We start from the raw sequence: 22,092 nt of genomic DNA on the forward strand, positions 1-22,092 counted from the left end.
ACATGCCCCGGGTCATTCAGGCGGTGGTTCTTGCAGGCGTTCAGGCGCCCAGTTCGCGTACCAGCGAGTCGCGGGTGATCTCGCTGATCGACTTGGCACCGGTCAGCACCATGGCCACGCGCATTTCCTTTTCGAACAGCTCAAGCAGGTTTTTCACGCCGGCCTGGCCATGCACGGCAAGGGCGTAGAGGAAGGCGCGGCCGATCAGGACGGTGTCGGCACCCAGGGCGATCATGCGCACCACGTCCAGGCCACTGCGAATGCCCGAGTCGGCCAGAATCTTCAGGTCGCCTTTGACCGCGTCGGCAATGGCCGGCAGGGCACGGGCGCTGGACAGCACGCCGTCGAGCTGGCGGCCGCCGTGGTTGGACACCACGATACCGTCGGCACCGAACTTGACCGCATCGCGGGCGTCATCGGCATCGAGAATGCCTTTGATGATCATCGGGCCGTCCCAGAACTCGCGGATCCACTCCAGGTCTTTCCAGGAAATGGACGGGTCGAAGTTGTTGCCCAGCCAGCCGATGTAGTCGGCAAGGCCGGTGGGGTTGCCACGGTATTTGGAGATGTTGCCCAGGTCATGCGGGCGGCCCATCACGCCCACATCCCATGCCCACTCGGGGTGGGTCATGGCTTGCAGCACGCGGCGCAGCGGGCCGTTCTTGCCGCTCATGCCAGAGTGGGCGTCGCGGTAGCGGGCACCGGGTACGGGCATGTCCACGGTGAACACCAGGGTCTTGACGCCGGCGGCCTTGGCCCGCTCCAGGGCATTACGCATGAAGCCGCGGTCCTTGAGCACATACAGCTGGAACCACATTGGCCGGTTGATGGCGGGCGCCACTTCTTCGATCGGGCACACCGACACAGTCGACATGGTGAACGGGATGCCATGGGCGGCGGCCGCGCGTGCGGCCTGCACTTCGCCACGGCGGGCGTACATGCCGGTGAGGCCGACCGGGGCCAGGGCCACCGGCATGCTCAGGGTTTCGTCGAACAGCTTGGTTTCCAGGCTGAGCTCGGACATGTTGTTCAGCACGCGCTGGCGCAGGGCGATGCCGGCCAGGTCCGAGACGTTGTGGCGCAGGGTGTGCTCGGCGTAGGCGCCGCCGTCAGCGTAGTGGAACAGGAAGGGGGGCAGCTTGCGTTGGGCCGCGGCGCGATAGTCGGTAGAGGCAGAAATGATCATGGATTCTCGCAGCGTTGCTTGTGGGAGTGCCGGGCGCGCGACGGCGCCCGGCCCCTTTCACTTTAGTGATGAACCAGCATGCCGGTCAGCCAGTAAGCCTGGACCAGGGTGATCAGGCCGACGATGGTGGCGAAGAACAGGCTGTGCTTGACGGTGAAGCGGAACAGGTCGGATTCCTTGCCGACCAGGCCGGTAGCGGCGCAGGCCACGGCGATCGATTGCGGCGAGATCATCTTGCCGGTTACGCCGCCGCTGGTGTTGGCCGCCACCAGCAGGGTGTCGTTGACCCCGATCTGGTGCGCGGTGGTGGCCTGCAGCGAGCTGAACAGGGCGTTGGACGAGGTGTCCGAGCCGGTCAGGAACACGCCCAGCCAGCCGAGGAACGGCGAGAAGAACGGGAACGCGGCGCCGGTACCGGCCAGCACCAGGGCCATGGTCGAGGACATGCCCGAGTAGTTGGTGACGAAGGCAAAAGCCAACACCATGCCGATCGACAGAATTGGCCAGCGCAGTTCCCAGAAGGTTTCTTTGAAAGTGGTAAGACCAGTTTTGAAGTTGATCTTCAGCACCGCCATCGAGATCAGCGCCGAGAGGAAGATCGCGGTGCCGGTGGCGGAGATCGGGTCGAGCTTGAACACCGCCGGCATGGCGGTCGGCGCGGCAACGATCGGTGCGGTCTTGATCACCAGCTGGTCGAGGTGCGGGATGGCGAAGTTGAACACGAAGTTGTACATCGCGCCGCCCGGAGCGAAAGCCGCCTTGAACGGCTTCAGGGTCCAGATGGTGACCAGCACGGTGAGGATCAGGAACGGCGACCAGGCCTTGAAAATCTCGCCAAAGCTGTACGGGCTAGGCTGGCTGCCGCTTGGCTGCACAACGGCTGCGCCGACACTGCCTTTGGCCTCGCTGAACGCACGCTTGGGCTGCCAGACTTTCAGGAACAGGGTGAGGCAGATCAGGCTGGCCAGTGCCGAGGTGATGTCTGGCAGTTCCGGGCCGATGAAGTTCGAGGTGAAGTACTGGGTGACGGCAAAGCTCAGGCCAGCGACCAGGGCGGCAGGCCAGGTTTCCTTCACGCCACGCAGGCCGTCCATCATGAACACCAGCCAGAACGGCACGAACAGCGACAGCAACGGCAGCTGGCGGCCGGTCATGGCGCCGATGTGGAAGGCGTCGATACCGGTGACCTGGCCGGCCACGATGATCGGGATACCCAGGGCGCCGAAGGCCACTGGCGCGGTGTTGGCGATCAGGCACAGGCCGGCAGCGTACAGCGGGTTGAAGCCCAGGCCCACCAGCAGTGCGGCAGTGATGGCCACCGGTGCGCCAAAGCCCGCCGCACCTTCGAGGAAGGCGCCGAAGCAGAAGCCGATCAGCAGCACTTGCAGGCGCTGGTCGTCGGTAATCGACAGCACCGAGCTGCGGATCACTTCGAACTGGCCGCTCTTGACCGTGAGTTTGTACAGGAACACCGCGGCAACGATGATCCAGGCAATTGGCCAGAGGCCATAGAGGAAGCCGTAACCCGCGGCGGCGAGGGCCATGTCGACAGGCATCTGGAAGGCGAAGATCGCCACCAGGATCGACAGCGCGAGGGTGATGCTGCCCGCTACGTGGCCCTTGAGGCGGAACACGGCGAGGGCCAGGAAGAAGAACACGATAGGGATGACCGCCGCCAGTGCGGACAGGCCAAGACTACCAAGCGGGCTATAGAGTTGTTGCCAGGTTTGCATATGGGGTGGCCCCTAATTGTTGTTGGTCAGGCACTGGCATTGGATAATTGGTAAGACCAATTTACAATGGCTGGGCGCTAGGTTAAAAGCGCTGCCGTGGGTGTGTCAATTTGTCCCGTGCAAAACTTTGGTCGCGTGCCGATGAGCGGGCGTCTGATGTGCTCGGAAAATCGCGGCTTGATGGGTGTTTGCGTGGCCTGGATCGGCGAGAATAGGCACCCCCTGAAATTTGCCGGGGGTTTGTGGAGAGCATGTGATGGTTTTTGATCAGGTACGCCAACGGCGCCTGTCCGACGACATTGTCGATCGGCTGGAAGGGATGATTCTGGAAGGCACGCTGACCTCGGGGCAGCGGCTGCCGGCCGAGCGCGTCCTGGCCGAGCAGTTTGGTGTGTCCCGCCCGTCACTGCGTGAGGCGATCCAGAAGCTGGTGGCCAAGGGGCTGCTGGTCAGCCGTCAGGGCGGGGGCAATTTTGTGGCGGAGTCGTTGGGGTCCACCTTCAGCGACCCGTTGCTGCAGTTGCTCGAGCACAGTGCCGAAGCGCAGCGTGACCTGCTCGAGTTCCGCCATACCCTGGAGGCGTCCTGCGCCTATTACGCTGCCCAGCGTGCCACCGAGCCGGACCGGGCGCGGTTGAAGGCGGCCTTCGATACGCTGCAGGACTGCTATGCCAGGGTCGATGAGGTGACCCGTGCGGAAGAGGGCGCGGCTGATGCGCGCTTCCACCTGGCGATCGCCGAGGCCAGCCATAACGCGGTGTTGCTGCACACCATCCGGGGTTTGTTCGACCTGCTCAAACGCAACGTGGTGACCAACATCGGCGGCATGTACCAGCAGCGCACCGAAACCCGGGACATGCTGATCAGCCAGCACCGGGAACTGTACCTGGCGATTGTCGAGGGCAGGGCGGAGGATGCGCGAGAGGTGTCCAGCCGGCACATTTTGTATGTGCAGGAGGTGCTGCATGAGGCGCACGAAGAAGCGCAGCGGGTGGCACGGGCGGAGCGGCGCAGCGGGCGCTGAGACTTTTAAAGGCAGTACCGGCCTCTTCGCGGGCAAGCCCGCTCCCACAGAATAGGCGCCGGGCTTGAATCTGGTGCCATTCCTGTGGGGCGTGCGTGCCCGCGAAGAGGCCGCTCCCACAGGATAGGCGCCGGGCTTGAATCTGGTGCCATTCCTGTGGGAGCGGGCTTGCCCGCGAAGAGGCCGGAACAGGTTGAAGAGTAGTTACTCTTCCTTGCCCTTGTTCCGCACAGCCCGCTGCAGCTCGCGGTTGGAATCGCGTTCGCGCATGGTGTCGCGCTTGTCGAATTCCTTCTTGCCCTTGCCCAGTGCGATTTCGCACTTGATCAGGTGCTTGCTCCAGTACAGCGCCAAAGCCACACAGGTGTAGCCTTTTTGCGCCACAGCCGCTTCCACGCGCTCGAGCTCGCGCTTGTTCAGCAGCAGCTTGCGGGTGCGTGTAGGGTCGGCGATGACGTGGGTGCTGGCCGTGGTCAGCGGGGTGATGTGGCTGCCGAACAGCCAGGCCTCACCGTCCTTGAGCAGCACGTAGCTGTCAGTCAGGTGCGCCTTGCCGGCTCGCAGGCTTTTTACTTCCCAGCCGGACAGGACCAGCCCGGCCTCGAACTTGTGTTCGATGAAGTAATCGTGTCGCGCTTTCTTGTTTTGCGCGATGGTCCCGGTCGGATGTTTTTTTTGCTTAGCCATAGGGGCGGCATTATAGGCAAGTCCGCGCGTCGTCCGCTATGGGATTTCGGTGTGCTTGAGCCACTGGAATGAATACCGGACAATACAAACCCTGTCATACGCACAGAACCTGTTTTCGGCACGCTGCGAAGCGCCGCCACCCAGCCTTGGAAGTGACGCCTGGATGACTACCCATATTCAACGCTCCGCCCTGCTGCCATACCCCGCCCAGGCGCTTTACGATCTGGTCAACGATGTGGCCAGCTACCCTGAGTTTTTGCCGTGGTGCTCGGCCTCGACGGTGATCGAAACCAGCGATACACACATGCGTGCCAAGCTCGAAGTGGCCAAGGGGGGTATGAGCCAGCACTTCGTGACGCGTAACGTGCTGGTGCCGGGGCAGTCCATCGAGATGAACCTCGAAGAAGGGCCGTTCACCCAGCTGCATGGTGTTTGGGTGTTCAAGCCGCTGGGTGAAAAAGCCTGCAAGATCAGCCTGGACCTGTCCTTCGATTACGCCGGGCCGATTGTGCGCGCCACGTTGGGCCCGCTATTCAATCAGGCGGCGAATACGCTGGTCGATGCGTTCTGCCAGCGTGCCAAGCAATTGAATGCCTGACGGATAAGGTGCAAACAAAAAGCCCGGACCAGGTCCGGGCTTTTTTGCATCTGCTGTTCCCGCTTAGCGGGTTTCCAGCGGTGCGGGGGTCGGGACCGGGGTGGTCTCGATGGTGTCGATCTCGCGCTGGATGGACTCTTCGGTCGAACCAGGCTTGGCCGGTTTTTCTACAGGTTGCGCTGCCGGCTGTTCGGCCTGGCCTGGCTCGGTGGCCGGGCTGACGGTGGTGTCGCTGCTGCCACCGAGGATTTCCTGATCGCGGCTGACGCCTGGCATGAAGTCGCCAGACAGGCTGACCAGTTGATCGCTTTCGTTGAAAAATACACTCATGCGTTCTTGCTGGCGCTTACCGCCACCAGGCTGCAGGCTGTACAGGTAATCCCAACGATTGGTGTTGAAAGTGTCCTGAATCAGCGGGTTGCCCATGATAAACCTTACTTGCCGTCGGGTCATTCCCGGGCGTAATTGGTCTATCATGTCTTGCGTGACGACATTGCCCTGCTGGATGTCGATTTTGTAAACCCCGGGAAACGAGCAACCGGCGAGTGCGAGCAGTCCCACTAGGGTGAGGCTGGTTAGCAAGAGCTTGGTGTTTTGCATCGGTGGGCGACTTCCACTATCTTGGCTGGACAACGTAAACCCCGATCATACCCGTATTAAGAGAAGCTGCGAAGCAGCATCGGCGAGAAAGCTGACCATGGTTGAAAATAGCGAATTGCGCAAAGCCGGCCTCAAGGTGACCCTGCCTCGAGTCAAGATCCTTCAGATGCTCGACTCTACCGAGCAGCGTCACATGAGTGCAGAGGATGTCTACAAGGCGCTGATGGAGGCTGGCGAGGATGTAGGCCTGGCCACCGTCTATCGCGTGCTGACCCAGTTCGAGGCGGCGGGTCTGGTGGTTCGCCATAACTTCGACGGCGGTCATGCAGTGTTCGAGCTGGCTGATGGCGGTCACCACGACCACATGGTGAACGTGGATACCAGTGAAGTCATCGAATTCATGGACGCCGAAATCGAGAAGCGCCAGCGCGAAATCGTGGCCGAGCATGGCTTCGAGCTGGTGGACCACAATCTGGTCCTGTACGTGCGTAAGAAGAAGTAACGGTTTTTCGTTATGGATAGCAAAGGCGACCTTCGGGTCGCCTTTGTGCTTTATAGCCGGGCTGAAAGAGTGTGAGATTCCTGTGGGAGCGGCCTTGCGTCGCGAAAGGGCTGCCGGGCAGCCCCAGCGATAGGTGGGTTGAAGCTGAAATCCTGGGGCCGCTTTGCGACCCTTTCGCGACGCAAGGCCGCTCCCACAGGGATCGCGCCAGCTTTTAGAAATTGAGCAAGACAGCTGCTCCCACACGGATCGCGCCAGCTTTTAGAAAATTGAGCAAGACAGTTGCTCCCACATTGACCGCGTCTGCTGGGTAGGGGCTCAGGCCTTGCCGCTCACCACCATCTTGCGTGCATGGGCCAGGGATTCCTTGGTCAGGTCGATACCGCCGAGCATCCGCGCCACTTCTTCCACGCGCTCACGCTTGCCAAGGCTAGCCACGGCGGTGTGGGTGGTGTCGCTGTTGCGCACCTTGTGCACGAACAAATGGTGATGCCCCTGCGCCGCCACCTGCGGCAGGTGGGTCACGGTCAGTACCTGGCCGCGCTCGCCCAGGCGCCGCAGCAGTTGGCCGACGATTTCTGCCGTTGGCCCGCCAATACCCACGTCGACTTCGTCGAACACCAGAGTAGGAATGCGCGAGGTCTGCGCGGTAATGACCTGGATCGCCAGGCTGATACGTGACAGTTCACCGCCCGACGCCACCTTCGCCAGGCCCTTGAGCGGCTGGCCAGGGTTGGCACTGACCAGCAGTTCGATCTGCTCCAGCCCATGGGGTGACAGTTCGGCGCCTTCGTTCGCTGTCAGTTCGATGCAGAAGCGCCCGCCAGGCATGCCCAGGCGCTGGATTTCCTGCTCCACCGCGCCTGCCAGCTGCTGCGCTGCTTGCTGGCGCAGGCCGCTGAGTTCGCGCGCCTTCTCTTTATAGTGCTGGGCGTAGGCGGCAAGCTCTTCGCCCAGCCGCTCGATCGACTCGTCACTGGCGTTAAGGCCTTCCAGCTCCTCCATCAGTTGCTGTTGCAGGTGGGGCAGCTCGGTGGGGTGCACCCGGTGTTTGCGCGCCAGGGTGTAGATGGTGTCCAGGCGCTCTTCCAGGGCTTGCAGGCGCATCGGGTCGGCGTCGAAATTGTCGAGGAAGCGGTTGAGTTCGCCCACGGCTTCCTCGACCTGAATCTGCGCGCTGGCGATCAGGTTGGCTGCTTCGTTCAGTGCCTTGGGCGAGTTGGTGGCGGCACCCAGGCGGTTGAGGCTGGAGGTGAGGGCGCTCAGCACATTGCCCGAATCACTCTCGCTGCACTGGTCGATGACCTGGCGGCAGATGCCGAACAGGGCTTCGGCGCTGGTCAGGTTCTTGTGTTCCTGTTCCAGCTGCTCCAGTTCGTGCTCGCCCAGGCCGAGGTTGTCCAGTTCTTCTAACTGGTAACTGAGCAACTGGTGGCGGGCGCGCTGCTCGTCGCCCGAGTTGGACAGGCGCTCCAGCTCCAGGCGGGTCTGGTTCCAGCGCTTGGCTGCAAGCTGTACCTGGCGGGCCAGGTCGACGGCGCCGGCATACTCGTCAAGCAAGCGGCGGTGGGTGTCGGTCTTGAGCAGGGACTGGTGCTCATGCTGGCTGTGGATATCGATCAGCAGTTCGCCCAGCGCCTTGAGGTCGCCGAGCGGGCAGGGCGTGCCGTTGATGTAGCCGCGGCTGCGGCCTTCGGCGGTAATCACCCGGCGCAGGATGCACAGGCCTTCGTTGTCCAGGTCGCGCTCGGCCAGCCAGGTGTGCGCTTCGGGAATGTCCACCAGGTCGAAGGTGGCCAGGATGTCCGCTTTGTCGGTGCCGGGGCGCACCACGCCGCTGTCGGCACGGTCGCCCAGGGCAAGGCCGAGGGCGTCGAGCATGATCGATTTGCCGGCACCGGTCTCGCCGGTGATGACGGACATGCCACGGGCGATCTCGAGGTCGAGGTGCTCGACGATGGCGTAGTTGTGAATGGACAGGTGCACCAGCATGGGGGCGGCTCCCGGAAATCAGGTCTGGTTATTTATACAGTACTTTTTTCAGGCCTGCCAATGCCCCTTCGCAGATTCTGTTGCAGCCTCGAAAACCACCTTGCCCCTTGAACCTGGTTTTTCCGGCCCCATATAGCCGACATCCAAGGCGAGCCTGGCTCGCAGTCCACAAAATTGCGCAGGAGAGACCCCATGGCTGATGAGCAGCTGAACGAGAAAGACCTTAACGTGGAAGAAACCGGTGCAGGCAATGCAGCTGATACCCGTGTTCTGGAGCTCGAGGAACAGCTGGCCGCAGCCAAGGACCAGGCGCTGCGCGCCGTTGCCGACCTGCAGAACGTACGCCGTCGTGCCGAGCAGGATGTGGAAAAAGCCCACAAGTTCGCCCTGGAGAAGTTCTCCAGCGACTTGCTGCCGGTGATCGACAGCCTGGAACTGGCCCTGGCTCACTCCAGTGCCGAGGATGAGCACGTCAAGCAGATCCGCGAAGGGGTCGAGCTGACCCTGAAGATGTTCCAGGACACCCTCAAGCGCTACAACCTTGAAGCTGTCGACCCGCACGGCCAGCCGTTCAACCCTGAGCACCACCAGGCCATGGCCATGCAGGAAAACGCCGAGGTCGAGCCAAACAGCGTGCTGAACGTGTTCCAGAAGGGTTACCTGCTGAATGGCCGCCTGCTGCGCCCCGCCATGGTGGTGGTCAGCAAGGCGCCGAGCGCGGCGCAACCCTCGATCAATGAAAAGGCTTGAAATCCTTCGGGGCATCCCCATCTAGGTGTCAAGCCTTCAAGTATTACCGCAGTTGGCCAAAGTAGTCGCTGCTACCAAATTCAAGTTTCGGGAGAGTTAACATGGGTAAAATCATCGGTATCGACCTGGGGACCACCAACTCGTGCGTCTCCATTCTGGAAAACGGTAACGTCAAAGTCATCGAAAACGCCGAAGGTGCGCGTACTACCCCTTCGATCGTGGCCTACGCCAACGATGGCGAAATCCTGGTTGGCCAGTCGGCCAAGCGCCAGGCTGTCACCAACCCGCACAACACCCTGTTCGCAGTGAAGCGCCTGATTGGCCGCCGCTTCGAAGAAGATGTCGTGCAGAAAGACATCAAGCTGGTGCCGTACAAGATCGTCAAGGCGAACAACGGTGACGCCTGGGTCGAGGCTGCTGGCAAGGAAATGGCTCCGCCGCAGATCAGCGCCGAAGTCCTGAAGAAAATGAAGAAGACCGCCGAAGACTACCTCGGCGAGCCGGTCACCGAAGCGGTCATCACCGTTCCGGCCTACTTCAACGACAGCCAGCGTCAGGCTACCAAAGACGCCGGCCGCATCGCTGGCCTGGACGTAAAACGCATCATCAACGAGCCGACTGCCGCTGCACTGGCGTACGGCATGGACAAGGCCAAGGGCGACCACACCGTCATCGTTTATGACCTGGGTGGTGGTACCTTCGACGTTTCGGTCATCGAAATCGCCGAAGTCGACGGTGAGCACCAGTTCGAAGTACTGGCTACCAACGGCGACACCTTCCTGGGTGGCGAAGACTTCGACATGCGCCTGATCGACTACCTTGTCGACGAGTTCAAGAAAGAGTCGGGCATGGACCTGAAGAACGATCCTCTGGCCCTGCAGCGCCTGAAAGAAGCCGCAGAAAAAGCCAAGATCGAGCTGTCGTCCGCTCAGTCGACCGACGTCAACCTGCCGTACATCACTGCAGATGCCACCGGTCCTAAGCACCTGAACGTGAAGATCTCCCGCGCCAAGCTGGAGTCGCTGGTCGAAGACCTGGTCAAGCGTACCATCGAGCCTTGCCGCATTGCCCTGAAAGACGCCGGCATCGACGCCAGCAAGATCGACGACGTGATCCTGGTCGGCGGTCAGACCCGCATGCCGCTGGTGCAGAAAGAAGTGGCCGACTTCTTCGGTAAAGAAGCGCGCAAGGACGTGAACCCGGACGAAGCCGTCGCCATGGGTGCTGCCATCCAGGGTGCGGTACTGGCCGGTGACGTAAAAGACGTACTGCTGCTGGACGTCAGCCCGCTGACCCTGGGTATCGAAACCATGGGTGGCGTGATGACCGCGCTGATCGAGAAGAACACCACCATCCCGACCAAGAAGTCGCAGGTGTTCTCGACTGCTGACGACAACCAGAGCGCCGTGACCATTCACGTGCTGCAAGGTGAGCGTAAGCAGGCTGCGCAGAACAAGTCGCTGGGCAAGTTCGACCTGGCTGACATTCCGCCAGCACCGCGTGGCGTGCCGCAAATCGAAGTGACCTTCGACATCGACGCCAACGGCATCCTGCACGTAGGTGCGAAAGACAAGGCCACCGGCAAGACTCAGTCGATCGTGATCAAGGCCAACTCCGGCCTGTCGGACGAAGAGATCGAGCGCATGGTGCGTGACGCCGAGGCCAACGCCGAGGAAGACCGCAAGTTCGAAGAGCTGGCGGCTGCCCGTAACCAGGGTGACGCGCTGGTGCACTCGACCCGCAAGATGGTCGCTGACGCAGGTGACAAGGTTACCGCTGAAGAGAAAACCGCCATCGAGGCCGCCGTTGTTGCCCTGGAAGCCGCTGTCAAAGGCGACGACAAGGCTGCCATCGACGCCAAGGTTGAAGAGCTGTCCAAGGTCTCTGCCCCGGTTGCCCAGAAGATGTACGCCGAGCAGTCGGCTGAACAGCCTCAGGGTGGCGCGCAGCAGGCCGAGCCGGAAGCCAAGCACGATGACGTGGTTGACGCCGAGTTCGAAGAAGTGAAAGACAACAACAAGCAGTAATCCCTGCATGTTGTCGGCCGGTTCACCGTCGTTTGCCGGTGAGCTGGTAGGATGTCGCCGCGCGGGGGCTTGCTCCCGCGTTGGCGTATCTGGAATTCGAGAATTTTTACAGCATCTGTCAGCGGCTCTTGAGGGTCGTAAGCGGGTGCTGATGGCGTGGCGCAGATGCCACACGCCCAACAAGGTGCAAATGACCTATGTCCAAGCGTGATTATTATGAGGTCCTGGGTGTCGAGCGCGGCGCCACTGAAGCGGACCTCAAGAAGGCTTACCGCCGTTTGGCGATGAAGTACCACCCGGACCGCAACCCGGGCGATAAAGAATCGGAAGACAAGTTCAAGGAGGCCAACGAGGCCTACGAAGTGCTGTCAGACGCGAGCAAGCGTGCGGCCTTCGACCAGTATGGCCATGCGGGTGTCGACCCAAGCATGGGTGGCGGTGGTGCCGGCTTTGGTGGTGCCAATTTCTCCGACATCTTCGGCGATGTGTTCAGCGACTTCTTCGGCGGCGGTCGCGGTGGTGGTCGAGGCGGTGCACAGCGCGGCAGCGACCTGCGCTACACCTTGGAGCTGAACCTGGAAGAAGCGGTGCGTGGCACCACGGTCAGCATCCGCGTGCCTACCCTGGTCAACTGCCAGCCTTGCGACGGTTCCGGTGCCAAGAAGGGCTCGACCCCGTCGACCTGCCCGACCTGTGGTGGTATCGGCCAGGTGCGCATGCAGCAAGGCTTCTTCTCGGTGCAGCAAACCTGCCCGCGCTGCCATGGCCAAGGCAAGATCATTACCGATCCGTGCACTTCGTGCCATGGTGAAGGGCGTGTCGAGGAATACAAGACGCTGTCGGTCAAGGTGCCGGCAGGTGTCGATACCGGCGACCGCATCCGTCTGTCGGGTGAGGGCGAGGCCGGTACTCATGGTGGCCCGACTGGCGACCTGTACGTGGTGATCAGCGTGCGTGAGCACGAAATCTTCCAGCGCGATGGCAAGCACCTGTACTGTGAAGTGCCGATCAGCTACACCGATGCTGCCCTGGGCGGCGAGCTGGAAGTGCCGACCCTGGATGGTCGCGTGAAGCTGAAGATTCCGGAAGGCACCCAGACCGGTAAGCAGTTCCGTCTGCGTGGCAAGGGTGTTGCGCCGGTGCGTGGGGGTGGTGCGGGTGACCTGCTGTGCCGTGTGGCCGTAGAAACCCCGGTCAATCTCAGTCGCCGTCAGCGTGAGCTGCTCGAAGAGCTGCGTGATTCGCTGGAAGGCGACAGTTCCCACTCGCCCAAGGCCAGCGGCTGGTTCGATGGTGTGAAGCGCTTCTTCGGCGATCTCTGACAAGGAACAGGTTATGCGACGTATTGCAGTGATGGGCGCGGCGGGGCGGATGGGCAAAACCCTCATCGAAGCCGTGCAACAAACCTCGGGCGCGGGGCTGACCGCAGCGATCGATCGCCCTGACAGCTCGTTGGTCGGGGCTGATGCCGGAGAGCTGGCGGCACTTGGCCGAATTGGCGTGCTGTTGTCCGACGACCTGGCCAAGGTTGCCGACGAGTTCGATGTGCTGATCGATTTCACTCACCCCTCGGTGACCCTGAAAAACCTCGCGTTCTGCCGCAAGCATGGCAAGGCGATGATCATCGGCACGACCGGTTTTACAGTCGAAGAGAAGCAGCTGTTGGCCGAAGCTGGCAAGGACATTCCAATCGTGTTCGCCGCCAACTTCAGCGTGGGTGTCAACCTTAGCCTCAAGCTGCTGGATATGGCTGCGCGGGTGCTGGGCGATGATGTCGATATCGAAATCATCGAGGCGCACCACCGGCACAAGGTCGATGCGCCATCGGGTACTGCACTGCGCATGGGTGAAGTGGTTGCCAATGCGCTGGGCCGTGATCTGCAGGAAGTGGCCGTGTATGGTCGTGAAGGGCAGACCGGTGCGCGCGATCGCAAGACCATCGGTTTCGCTACCGTGCGTGCCGGCGATGTGGTGGGCGATCACACCGTGTTGTTCGCTGCTGAAGGCGAGCGCCTGGAAATCACCCACAAGGCCTCCAGCCGCATGACCTTCGCCAAGGGGGCCGTACGTGCGGCGCTGTGGCTGGATGGGCGCGAACCTGGGCTGTACGACATGCAGGATGTGCTTGAACTGCGTTAAGTCGTGAGTGGGGTGTTGGCTGCTTCGCGGGCTTGCCCGCTCCCACAGGTACAGCGTTGCTCTTGGGCTGGTGCGATCCCTGTGGGAGCGGGCGAGCCCGCGAAGAGGCTGGCGTGGATGTCAGCCTGTCGCATCGATGTGTTTTAGAGACACATATCCGGTAGACCGAAAACACACTTTTCTGTAAGCTACAGCTTTAGTGTGTCCACTAAAAGCGCGCAGCGAATTGAATTCAGCACATGAAAGCGGGGTGACGTGTCCATACGTCACTCCGCTTTTTTGCAACCTGCGATCGCCCTTTCATGCTTGATTTACGGGAGGTCTTCTTGACAAAGCCAGCCATACTCGCCCTTGCCGACGGCAGTATTTTCCGCGGTGAAGCCATCGGTGCCGACGGTCAGACCGTTGGTGAGGTGGTATTCAACACCGCTATGACCGGCTACCAGGAAATCCTTACAGACCCTTCCTACGCGCAGCAAATCGTTACCCTGACCTACCCGCACATCGGCAACACCGGTACTACCCCGGAAGACGCCGAGTCGAACCGCGTCTGGTCCGCTGGCCTGGTCATCCGTGACCTGCCGCTGCTGGCCAGCAACTGGCGTAATACCCAGTCGCTGCCTGAGTACCTCAAGGCTAACAACGTCGTTGCCATTGCCGGCATCGACACCCGTCGCCTGACCCGTATCCTGCGTGAAAAGGGCGCCCAGAACGGCTGCATTCTGGCGGGTGACAACATCAGCGAAGAAGCTGCCATCGCCGCTGCCCGCGGCTTCCCGGGCCTGAAGGGCATGGACCTGGCCAAGGTCGTTTCCACCAAGGAACGTTACGAGTGGCGCTCCAGCGTGTGGGAGCTGAAAACCGACAGCCACCCGACCATCGACGCTGCCGACCTGCCGTACCACGTGGTTGCCTTCGACTATGGCGTCAAGCTGAACATCCTGCGCATGCTGGTGGCCCGCGGCTGCCGCGTGACCGTGGTGCCAGCCCAGACCCCGGCCAGCGAAGTGCTGGCACTCAACCCGGACGGCGTGTTCCTGTCCAACGGCCCGGGTGACCCTGAGCCGTGCGACTACGCGATCCAGGCGATCAAGGAAATCCTCGAAACCGAGATCCCGGTATTCGGCATCTGCCTCGGCCACCAGCTGCTGGCCCTGGCTTCCGGCGCCAAGACCGTGAAAATGGGCCACGGCCACCACGGTGCCAACCACCCGGTCCAGGACCTGGATACCGGTGTGGTCATGATCACCAGCCAGAACCACGGCTTCGCCGTTGACGAGGCGACCCTGCCGGGTAACGTTCGCGCCATTCACAAGTCGCTGTTCGACGGCACCCTGCAGGGTATCGAGCGTACCGACAAGAGCGCGTTCAGCTTCCAGGGCCACCCTGAAGCGAGCCCTGGCCCGACCGACGTCGCGCCTCTGTTCGATCGTTTCACCGATGCCATGGCCAAGCGCCGCTGAGCATCCTGCTTCAAGGCCCCGGGCCGGCACCTGCCGCGCCCGGCAGCGCCTGACCCAGATTGTTCAAAGCGGCTTGCCGACTGACCCCGGATTTGAGTGACCACCATGCCAAAACGTACAGACATCAAAAGCATCCTGATTCTCGGCGCTGGCCCGATCGTGATCGGCCAGGCCTGCGAATTCGACTACTCCGGCGCGCAGGCCTGTAAAGCCCTGCGCGAGGAAGGTTTCCGCGTCATCCTGGTGAACTCCAACCCAGCCACCATCATGACCGACCCGGCCATGGCCGACGCCACCTACATCGAGCCGATCAAGTGGCAATCGGTGGCCAAGATCATCGAGAAAGAGCGCCCGGACGCCGTCCTGCCGACCATGGGTGGCCAGACCGCCCTGAACTGCGCCCTGGACCTGGAGCGCCACGGCGTTCTGGAGAAGTTCGGCGTAGAGATGATCGGTGCCAACGCTGACACCATCGACAAGGCCGAAGACCGCTCGCGCTTCGACAAGGCCATGAAGGACATCGGCCTGGAGTGCCCGCGCTCCGGTATCGCCCACAGCATGGAAGAGGCCAATGCGGTCCTCGAGAAGCTTGGCTTCCCATGCATCATTCGCCCGTCGTTCACCATGGGCGGCACCGGCGGCGGTATCGCTTACAACCGTGAAGAGTTCGAAGAAATCTGCACCCGTGGTCTGGACCTGTCGCCGACCAAAGAGCTGCTGATCGACGAATCGCTGATCGGCTGGAAGGAATACGAGATGGAGGTGGTCCGCGACAAGAAGGACAACTGCATCATCGTTTGCTCGATCGAGAACTTCGACCCGATGGGTGTGCACACCGGTGACTCGATCACGGTTGCCCCGGCACAGACCCTGACCGACAAGGAATACCAGATCATGCGCAACGCCTCGCTGGCGGTGCTGCGTGAAATCGGTGTGGAAACCGGCGGTTCCAACGTCCAGTTCGGCATTTGCCCGAACACCGGCCGCATGGTCGTCATCGAGATGAACCCGCGTGTATCGCGTTCGTCCGCCCTGGCCTCCAAGGCTACCGGCTTCCCGATCGCCAAGATCGCCGCCAAGCTGGCCATTGGTTACACCCTCGACGAGCTGCAGAACGACATCACTGGCGGTCGCACCCCAGCGTCCTTCGAACCGTCGATCGACTACGTCGTCACCAAGCTGCCACGCTTCGCCTTCGAGAAATTCCCGAAAGCCGACGCCCGCCTGACCACCCAGATGAAATCCGTGGGTGAAGTCATGGCCATCGGCCGTACTTTCCAGGAATCCCTGCAGAAAGCCCTGCGCGGCCTGGAAGTCGGCGCCTGCGGCCTCGACCCGAAAGTCGACCTGGCCAGCCCGGAAGCCGCCAGCATCCTCAAGCGTGAACTGACCGTGCCGGGTGCCGAGCGTATCTGGTACGTGGCTGACGCCATGCGTTCGGGCATGACCTGCGAAGAAATCTTCAATCTGACCGGCATCGACATGTGGTTCCTGGTGCAGATGGAAGACCTGATCAAGGAAGAAGAGAAGGTCAAGACCCTGGCCCTGTCGGCAATCGACAAGGACTACATGCTGCGCCTCAAGCGCAAGGGCTTCTCGGACCAGCGCCTGGCAGTCCTGCTGGGCATCACCGACAAGAACCTGCGTCGCCACCGCCACAAGCTGGAAGTGTTCCCGGTGTACAAGCGCGTCGACACCTGCGCCGCCGAGTTCGCCACCGACACCGCCTACCTGTACTCCACCTACGAGGAAGAGTGCGAGGCCAACCCGTCGACCCGCGACAAGATCATGATCCTGGGTGGCGGCCCGAACCGTATCGGCCAAGGTATCGAGTTCGACTACTGCTGCGTACACGCCGCCCTGGCGCTGCGTGACGACGGTTACGAGACCATCATGGTCAACTGCAACCCGGAAACCGTCTCCACCGACTACGACACTTCCGACCGCCTGTACTTCGAGCCGCTGACCCTGGAAGACGTGCTGGAAGTCTGCCGCGTCGAGAAGCCGAAGGGCGTGATCGTTCACTACGGCGGCCAGACCCCGCTGAAGCTGGCCCGCGCTCTGGAAGAAGCAGGCGTGCCGATCATCGGTACCAGCCCTGACGCCATCGACCGCGCCGAAGACCGTGAGCGCTTCCAGCAGATGGTTCAGCGCCTGAACCTGCTGCAGCCGCCAAACGCCACCGTGCGCAGCGAAGAAGAGGCTATCCGTGCTGCGGGCAGCATCGGCTACCCGCTGGTCGTGCGTCCGTCCTACGTACTGGGCGGCCGTGCCATGGAGATCGTCTACGAGCTGGACGAGCTCAAGCGCTACCTGCGTGAAGCGGTACAAGTGTCGAACGACAGCCCGGTACTGCTCGACCACTTCCTCAACTGCGCCATCGAGATGGACGTGGATGCGGTGTGCGACGGCACCGACGTGGTCATCGGCGCGATCATGCAGCACATCGAACAGGCCGGCGTACACTCCGGCGACTCGGCGTGCTCGCTGCCACCTTACTCGCTGAGCAAGGAAGTGCAGGACGAAGTCCGCGTTCAGGTCAAGAAAATGGCGCTGGAGCTGGGCGTGGTCGGCCTGATGAACGTGCAGTTGGCCCTGCAGGGCGACAAGATCTACGTGATCGAAGTCAACCCGCGTGCCTCGCGTACCGTACCGTTCGTGTCCAAGTGCATCGGCACGTCCCTGGCGATGATCGCGGCCCGTGTCATGGCGGGTAAAACCCTGAAAGAGCTGGGCTTCACCCAGGAAATCATCCCGAACTTCTACAGCGTGAAGGAAGCCGTCTTCCCGTTCGCCAAGTTCCCAGGGGTTGACCCGATCCTCGGCCCTGAGATGAAATCGACCGGTGAAGTCATGGGTGTCGGTGACAGCTTCGGTGAAGCCTTCGCCAAAGCCCAGATGGGTGCCAGTGAAGTGCTGCCGACTGGCGGTACCGCGTTCATCAGCGTACGCGACGACGACAAGCCACAAGTGGCCGGCGTTGCCCGCGACCTGATCGCCCTAGGCTTCGAAGTGGTTGCCACTGCCGGCACCGCCAAGGTTATCGAGGCGGCTGGCCTGAAAGTGCGCCGTGTGAACAAAGTGACCGAAGGTCGCCCGCACGTGGTCGACATGATCAAGAACGACGAAGTGTCGCTGATCATCAATACCACCGAAGGTCGCCAGTCGATCGCCGACTCCTACTCGATTCGTCGCAATGCGCTGCAGCACAAGATTTACTGCACCACTACCATTGCGGCTGGTGAAGCCATCTGCGAAGCGCTGAAATTCGGTCCGGAAAAGACCGTTCGTCGCTTGCAGGATCTGCATGCAGGACTGAAAGCATGAGCATTACCAAATACCCGATGACCGTCCAGGGCGCTCGCGCCCTGGAAGAAGAGCACCTGTTCCTGAGCAAGACCGAGCGCCCGCGCCTGAGTCAGGCCATTGGTGAAGCGCGTGAGCTGGGTGACCTCAAGGAAAACGCCGAATACCATGCCGCCCGTGAGGAGCAGGGCATGGTCGAAGCGCGTATCCGTGATATCGAAGGCCGTCTGCAGAATTCGGTGGTCATCGATGTGACCACCATCCCTCACACCGGCAAGGTGATTTTCGGTACCACCGTGGTACTGGCCAACACCGAAACCGATGAAGAGGTGACCTACCAGATCGTTGGCGAGGATGAAGCTGACGTGAAGCAGGGCAAGCTGTCGAGCGGCGCACCCATTGCCCGTGCCATCATCGGCAAGGAAGAAGGTGATACTGTCGTCGTCAAGACGCCTAGTGGCACGGTCGAGTACGAGATTGTCGAAGTCAAGCACATCTGACCGACGCCTGCGGGCGCCATCCCTCGAGGGGATCCTCTGGCAACTGGCCCAGGTTTTCTGGGTCGGTGGCCTGTGGGTGTTCCATGTCGGGCTGGTGCCTGCGCTCAAGGTCAGTGGCCTGGCCCCGCTGCTGGTGCAGGATATCGCCGGGCAGATCGACCGCTGGTTGATCGGCGTGGCGTTGCTTGGCTTGTTGACCCAGCTGGCAGTGCTGGCGAGGGTGGACGGCCTGGCGGCCTGGTGGCGGCAGTTCCGCGGCCAGATGCTGTTGCTCGGCTTCGGGGCCTGCGTGGGGTATTACACCTTGCGCTACGGTATTTCCGTGGGCGAGCGCTGGCAGATGTTCTGCTTCCTGGTGCTGGGCTTTTCCGGCATCGTGCTGGTGGCCCAGCCGGTACCGGTCAGGGCGCGTTCACCGCGCCACTGATCGGAGCTACCGTTACTTGTAACGGTGGATGTTGGACAGCTGCTTGTTCGGCTGTGGGTTCTTGCGGTAGATCAGGGCTTTCTTGCCGATGGTCTGCACCAGCTCGGCACGGCCGGCCTTGCACAGCTCGGCGATGGTCTCGGCGCGTTCTTCGCGGTCTTCCGAGCGAATCTCGACCTTGATCAGCTCATGGTCGACCAGTGCGCGCTCCAGTTCGGCGATCACGCCTTCATTCAAACCGTTGCCAGCAACGATCAGGACCGGCTTCAGGTCATGACCAATGGACTTGTATTGCTTCTTCTGCTCGTTATTGAGCGGCATAATCTGACCCTTTCCGTCTGATTCTGTAAAATTGACCGGCATTTTACCCGAGGGCCACCGGCTCCGCCCAGTCAATCACGACGCATATCATCGAGGTGCCCCGTGGTACAACGTTCCAAAAGCAGCGCAAACTGGCTGCGAGAGCATTTCAACGACCCTTTTGTGAAGCAGGCGCAGAAGGATGGGTATCGCTCGCGTGCGAGCTACAAACTGCTGGAGATCCAGGAGAAGGACCGCCTTATCCGCCCAGGCATGAGCGTGATCGACCTCGGCGCGGCCCCTGGTGGCTGGTCCCAGGTGACCAGTCGTCTGATTGGTGGCCAGGGTCGCCTGATCGCTTCCGACATTCTGGAAATGGACTCGATCGCCGACGTGACCTTCATTCAGGGTGACTTCACCCACGACGAAGTGCTGCAGCGCATTCTCGAAGCGGTCGGCGATTCGCATGTAGACCTTGTGATTTCCGACATGGCCCCCAATATGAGTGGTACGCCCGCGGTGGACATTCCGCGTGCCATGTTCCTCTGCGAGCTGGCCCTCGATCTGGCGACCCGCGTACTCAAGCCCGGCGGCGACTTCCTGATCAAGATTTTCCAGGGCGAAGGTTTTGACGTGTACCTGAAGGACGTGCGCAGCAAGTTCGACAAGGTGCAAATGCGCAAGCCGTCGTCGTCACGGGACCGTTCCCGCGAGCAATACCTGTTGGGCAGGGGCTTCAAAGGGTAATGAAAGGTGTGAAGCGGGGTGGTCGATAGTTAATTCCAATCGGCCGCTGCGTCAGGATCGTCCGAACTTCGTGTAGTCTAGCTTTCACAAAGGGTTACAGACGGTGCCTGCGGCTGCGTAGGTAATGTAGTAAGTTAGGGCGATGAATATCATGCGAGGCACGGCTGCGTCGTGCGCCGGCCTCAGAGGGTAGCTAATTGAACGACATGGCAAAGAATCTGATCCTGTGGTTGATCATCGCAGCTGTCCTGGTGACAGTGATGAACAACTTCTCCAGCCCTAACGAGCCGCAGACCCTCAACTACTCCGACTTCATCCAGCAGGTCAAGGATGGCAAAGTCGAGCGTGTGACCGTCGATGGCTACATCATTACTGGCAAGCGCACCGATGGCGACAACTTCAAGACTGTGCGCCCGGCCATCACCGACAATGGCCTGATCGGCGATCTGGTCGACAACCACGTGGTCGTCGAAGGCAAGCAGCCTGAGCAACAGAGCATCTGGACGCAGTTGCTGGTGGCGAGCTTCCCGATCCTGGTGATCATTGCCGTGTTCATGTTCTTCATGCGCCAGATGCAAGGTGGCGCGGGCGGCAAGGGCGGGCCGATGAGCTTCGGCAAGAGCAAGGCGCGCCTGCTGTCCGAAGACCAGGTCAAGACCACGCTGGCTGACGTTGCGGGCTGCGACGAGGCCAAGGAAGAGGTTGGCGAGCTGGTCGAGTTCCTGCGCGATCCGGGCAAGTTCCAGCGCCTGGGTGGCCGTATCCCGCGCGGTGTGCTGATGGTCGGCCCACCCGGTACCGGTAAGACCCTGCTGGCCAAGGCCATCGCGGGCGAGGCGAAAGTACCGTTCTTCACCATTTCCGGTTCGGACTTCGTGGAAATGTTCGTGGGTGTCGGTGCCAGCCGTGTGCGCGACATGTTCGAGCAGGCCAAGAAGCACGCCCCGTGCATCATCTTCATCGACGAAATCGACGCCGTTGGTCGCCATCGTGGCGCCGGTATGGGCGGCGGTCACGACGAGCGTGAGCAAACCCTCAACCAGTTGCTGGTGGAGATGGACGGCTTCGAGATGAATGATGGCATCATCGTCATCGCCGCCACCAACCGTCCGGATGTGCTCGACCCTGCGCTGCTGCGCCCCGGCCGCTTCGACCGTCAGGTGGTGGTTGGCCTGCCGGACATTCGTGGTCGCGAGCAGATCCTCAAGGTGCACATGCGCAAGGTGCCGATCGGCGAGAACGTCAACCCGGCGGTCATCGCGCGGGGTACCCCAGGCTTCTCCGGTGCCGACCTGGCCAACCTGGTCAACGAGGCTTCGCTGTTTGCCGCGCGTTCCAACAAGCGCCTGGTCGAAATGAAAGAGTTCGAGCTGGCCAAGGACAAGATCATGATGGGCGCCGAGCGCAAGACCATGGTCATGTCCGAAAAGGAAAAGAGAAACACGGCCTATCACGAGGCCGGCCACGCCATTGTCGGTCGCCTGGTGCCTGAGCACGACCCGGTCTACAAGGTTTCGATCATCCCGCGTGGTCGTGCCTTGGGTGTGACCATGTTCCTGCCGGAAGAAGACCGCTACAGCCTCTCCAAGCGTGCGCTGATCAGCCAGATCTGCTCGCTGTATGGCGGCCGTATCGCCGAGGAGATGACCTTGGGCTTCGATGGCGTGACCACTGGCGCGTCCAACGACATCATGCGCGCCAGCCAGCTCGCTCGTAACATGGTGACCAAGTGGGGCCTGTCCGAGAAGCTCGGCCCGCTGATGTATGCAGAGGAAGAGGGCGAGGTGTTCCTCGGCCGCAGTGCCGGTAGCCAGCATGCCAGCGTGTCCGGCGAGACTGCCAAATTGATCGACTCCGAGGTGCGCAGCATCATCGATCAGTGCTATGCCACTGCCAAGCAGTTGCTGATCGACAACCGCGACAAGCTCGAGGCGATGACCGAAGCGCTGATGAAGTACGAGACCATCGATGCCGATCAGATTGACGACATCATGGCTGGGCGCACACCACGTGAGCCGCGTGATTGGGACGATGACAAGCACTCGGGCACGCCTGCGGCCCAGGATGAGCGTCCGGAATCGCCAATCGGCGGCCCAGCGGCTGAACACTAA

At 61.5% G+C, this 22,092-nt stretch carries 19 protein-coding genes; 13 read left to right on the plus strand and 6 right to left on the minus strand.

The features are described 5' to 3' along the window. Nucleotides 1-40: 40 nt before the first annotated feature. Nucleotides 41-1,186: an FMN-dependent L-lactate dehydrogenase LldD gene (lldD, locus tag AC3WLP_RS14305; RefSeq protein ID WP_003249907.1), complete on the minus strand. Its 1,146-nt coding sequence runs from the start codon at nucleotides 1,184-1,186 to the stop codon at nucleotides 41-43. A 62-nt stretch (nucleotides 1,187-1,248) separates the two neighbouring features. Further along, nucleotides 1,249-2,919: a lactate permease LctP family transporter gene (locus AC3WLP_RS14310; protein WP_010955372.1), complete on the minus strand. Its 1,671-nt coding sequence runs from the start codon at nucleotides 2,917-2,919 to the stop codon at nucleotides 1,249-1,251. 256 nt (nucleotides 2,920-3,175) lie between these two features. On the opposite strand from AC3WLP_RS14310, the gene AC3WLP_RS14315 reads away from it, so the two are divergent. Then, the gene (locus AC3WLP_RS14315; RefSeq protein WP_003249911.1) at nucleotides 3,176-3,943 is read left to right on the plus strand and encodes an FCD domain-containing protein; all 768 of its coding nucleotides are present in this window, start codon (nucleotides 3,176-3,178) and stop codon (nucleotides 3,941-3,943) included. A gap of 204 nt (nucleotides 3,944-4,147) precedes the next feature. Here AC3WLP_RS14315 and smpB read toward each other — a convergent pair whose 3' ends face one another. Beyond that, nucleotides 4,148-4,630 (minus strand): SsrA-binding protein SmpB, encoded by a 483-nt coding sequence (gene smpB, locus AC3WLP_RS14320; RefSeq protein WP_003249914.1) that lies wholly within the window; start codon nucleotides 4,628-4,630, stop codon nucleotides 4,148-4,150. A 163-nt stretch (nucleotides 4,631-4,793) separates the two neighbouring features. On the opposite strand from smpB, the gene AC3WLP_RS14325 reads away from it, so the two are divergent. Further along, on the plus strand, nucleotides 4,794-5,228 hold the full coding sequence (locus tag AC3WLP_RS14325; RefSeq protein WP_003249916.1) for a type II toxin-antitoxin system RatA family toxin: 435 nt from the start codon (nucleotides 4,794-4,796) through the stop codon (nucleotides 5,226-5,228). 63 nt (nucleotides 5,229-5,291) lie between these two features. Here AC3WLP_RS14325 and AC3WLP_RS14330 read toward each other — a convergent pair whose 3' ends face one another. Further along, nucleotides 5,292-5,828, minus strand: a complete 537-nt coding sequence (locus AC3WLP_RS14330; protein WP_003249918.1) for an outer membrane protein assembly factor BamE — start codon at nucleotides 5,826-5,828, stop codon at nucleotides 5,292-5,294. A gap of 97 nt (nucleotides 5,829-5,925) precedes the next feature. Here AC3WLP_RS14330 and fur point away from each other — a divergent pair, with 97 nt between their 5' ends. Further along, nucleotides 5,926-6,330 carry a ferric iron uptake transcriptional regulator gene (fur, locus tag AC3WLP_RS14335; RefSeq protein ID WP_003249922.1) on the plus strand — a complete coding sequence of 135 codons (405 nt, stop codon included), beginning with the start codon at nucleotides 5,926-5,928 and terminating at the stop codon, nucleotides 6,328-6,330. Between the two features lie 318 nt (nucleotides 6,331-6,648). Here the strand turns inward: fur and recN are convergent, their stop codons facing one another. Beyond that, on the minus strand, nucleotides 6,649-8,322 hold the full coding sequence (gene recN / locus AC3WLP_RS14340) for a DNA repair protein RecN (RefSeq protein ID WP_004575778.1): 1,674 nt from the start codon (nucleotides 8,320-8,322) through the stop codon (nucleotides 6,649-6,651). Between the two features lie 192 nt (nucleotides 8,323-8,514). Here recN and grpE point away from each other — a divergent pair, with 192 nt between their 5' ends. From grpE to AC3WLP_RS14380, 8 genes are all read left to right on the plus strand, one after another. After that, nucleotides 8,515-9,072 (plus strand): nucleotide exchange factor GrpE, encoded by a 558-nt coding sequence (grpE, locus tag AC3WLP_RS14345; protein ID WP_012053755.1) that lies wholly within the window; start codon nucleotides 8,515-8,517, stop codon nucleotides 9,070-9,072. 101 nt (nucleotides 9,073-9,173) lie between these two features. Next, entirely contained in the window at nucleotides 9,174-11,099 is a 1,926-nt protein-coding gene (gene dnaK / locus AC3WLP_RS14350) for a molecular chaperone DnaK (RefSeq protein ID WP_010955366.1), read from the plus strand. Nucleotides 11,100-11,296: 197 nt separating this feature from the next. Continuing rightward, nucleotides 11,297-12,421, plus strand: coding sequence for a molecular chaperone DnaJ (gene dnaJ / locus AC3WLP_RS14355; protein ID WP_003249931.1), 1,125 nt, complete (start codon nucleotides 11,297-11,299; stop codon nucleotides 12,419-12,421). A gap of 13 nt (nucleotides 12,422-12,434) precedes the next feature. Next, nucleotides 12,435-13,238, plus strand: coding sequence for a 4-hydroxy-tetrahydrodipicolinate reductase (dapB, locus tag AC3WLP_RS14360; protein WP_012053753.1), 804 nt, complete (start codon nucleotides 12,435-12,437; stop codon nucleotides 13,236-13,238). Between the two features lie 326 nt (nucleotides 13,239-13,564). Continuing rightward, the gene (carA, locus tag AC3WLP_RS14365; RefSeq protein WP_003249935.1) at nucleotides 13,565-14,701 is read left to right on the plus strand and encodes a glutamine-hydrolyzing carbamoyl-phosphate synthase small subunit; all 1,137 of its coding nucleotides are present in this window, start codon (nucleotides 13,565-13,567) and stop codon (nucleotides 14,699-14,701) included. Between the two features lie 105 nt (nucleotides 14,702-14,806). Beyond that, entirely contained in the window at nucleotides 14,807-18,028 is a 3,222-nt protein-coding gene (gene carB, locus AC3WLP_RS14370) for a carbamoyl-phosphate synthase large subunit (protein WP_003249937.1), read from the plus strand. Nucleotides 18,029-18,030: 2 nt separating this feature from the next. After that, on the plus strand, nucleotides 18,031-18,507 hold the full coding sequence (greA, locus tag AC3WLP_RS14375; RefSeq protein ID WP_024717413.1) for a transcription elongation factor GreA: 477 nt from the start codon (nucleotides 18,031-18,033) through the stop codon (nucleotides 18,505-18,507). Next, the gene (locus tag AC3WLP_RS14380; protein ID WP_012053750.1) at nucleotides 18,485-18,934 is read left to right on the plus strand and encodes a hypothetical protein; all 450 of its coding nucleotides are present in this window, start codon (nucleotides 18,485-18,487) and stop codon (nucleotides 18,932-18,934) included. The genes greA and AC3WLP_RS14380 overlap by 23 nt, the downstream gene beginning before the upstream one ends. 12 nt (nucleotides 18,935-18,946) lie before the next feature. Here AC3WLP_RS14380 and yhbY read toward each other — a convergent pair whose 3' ends face one another. Continuing rightward, nucleotides 18,947-19,255 (minus strand): ribosome assembly RNA-binding protein YhbY, encoded by a 309-nt coding sequence (gene yhbY / locus AC3WLP_RS14385; RefSeq protein WP_003249945.1) that lies wholly within the window; start codon nucleotides 19,253-19,255, stop codon nucleotides 18,947-18,949. Nucleotides 19,256-19,357: 102 nt separating this feature from the next. On the opposite strand from yhbY, the gene rlmE reads away from it, so the two are divergent. Beyond that, nucleotides 19,358-19,981 (plus strand): 23S rRNA (uridine(2552)-2'-O)-methyltransferase RlmE, encoded by a 624-nt coding sequence (gene rlmE, locus AC3WLP_RS14390; protein ID WP_003249947.1) that lies wholly within the window; start codon nucleotides 19,358-19,360, stop codon nucleotides 19,979-19,981. A gap of 206 nt (nucleotides 19,982-20,187) precedes the next feature. After that, a complete protein-coding gene (gene ftsH / locus AC3WLP_RS14395) occupies nucleotides 20,188-22,092 on the plus strand; it encodes an ATP-dependent zinc metalloprotease FtsH (RefSeq protein ID WP_012053749.1) in 1,905 nt (634 codons plus the stop codon).

The sequence above is a fragment of the Pseudomonas sp. FW305-E2 genome, from assembly GCF_058782925.1.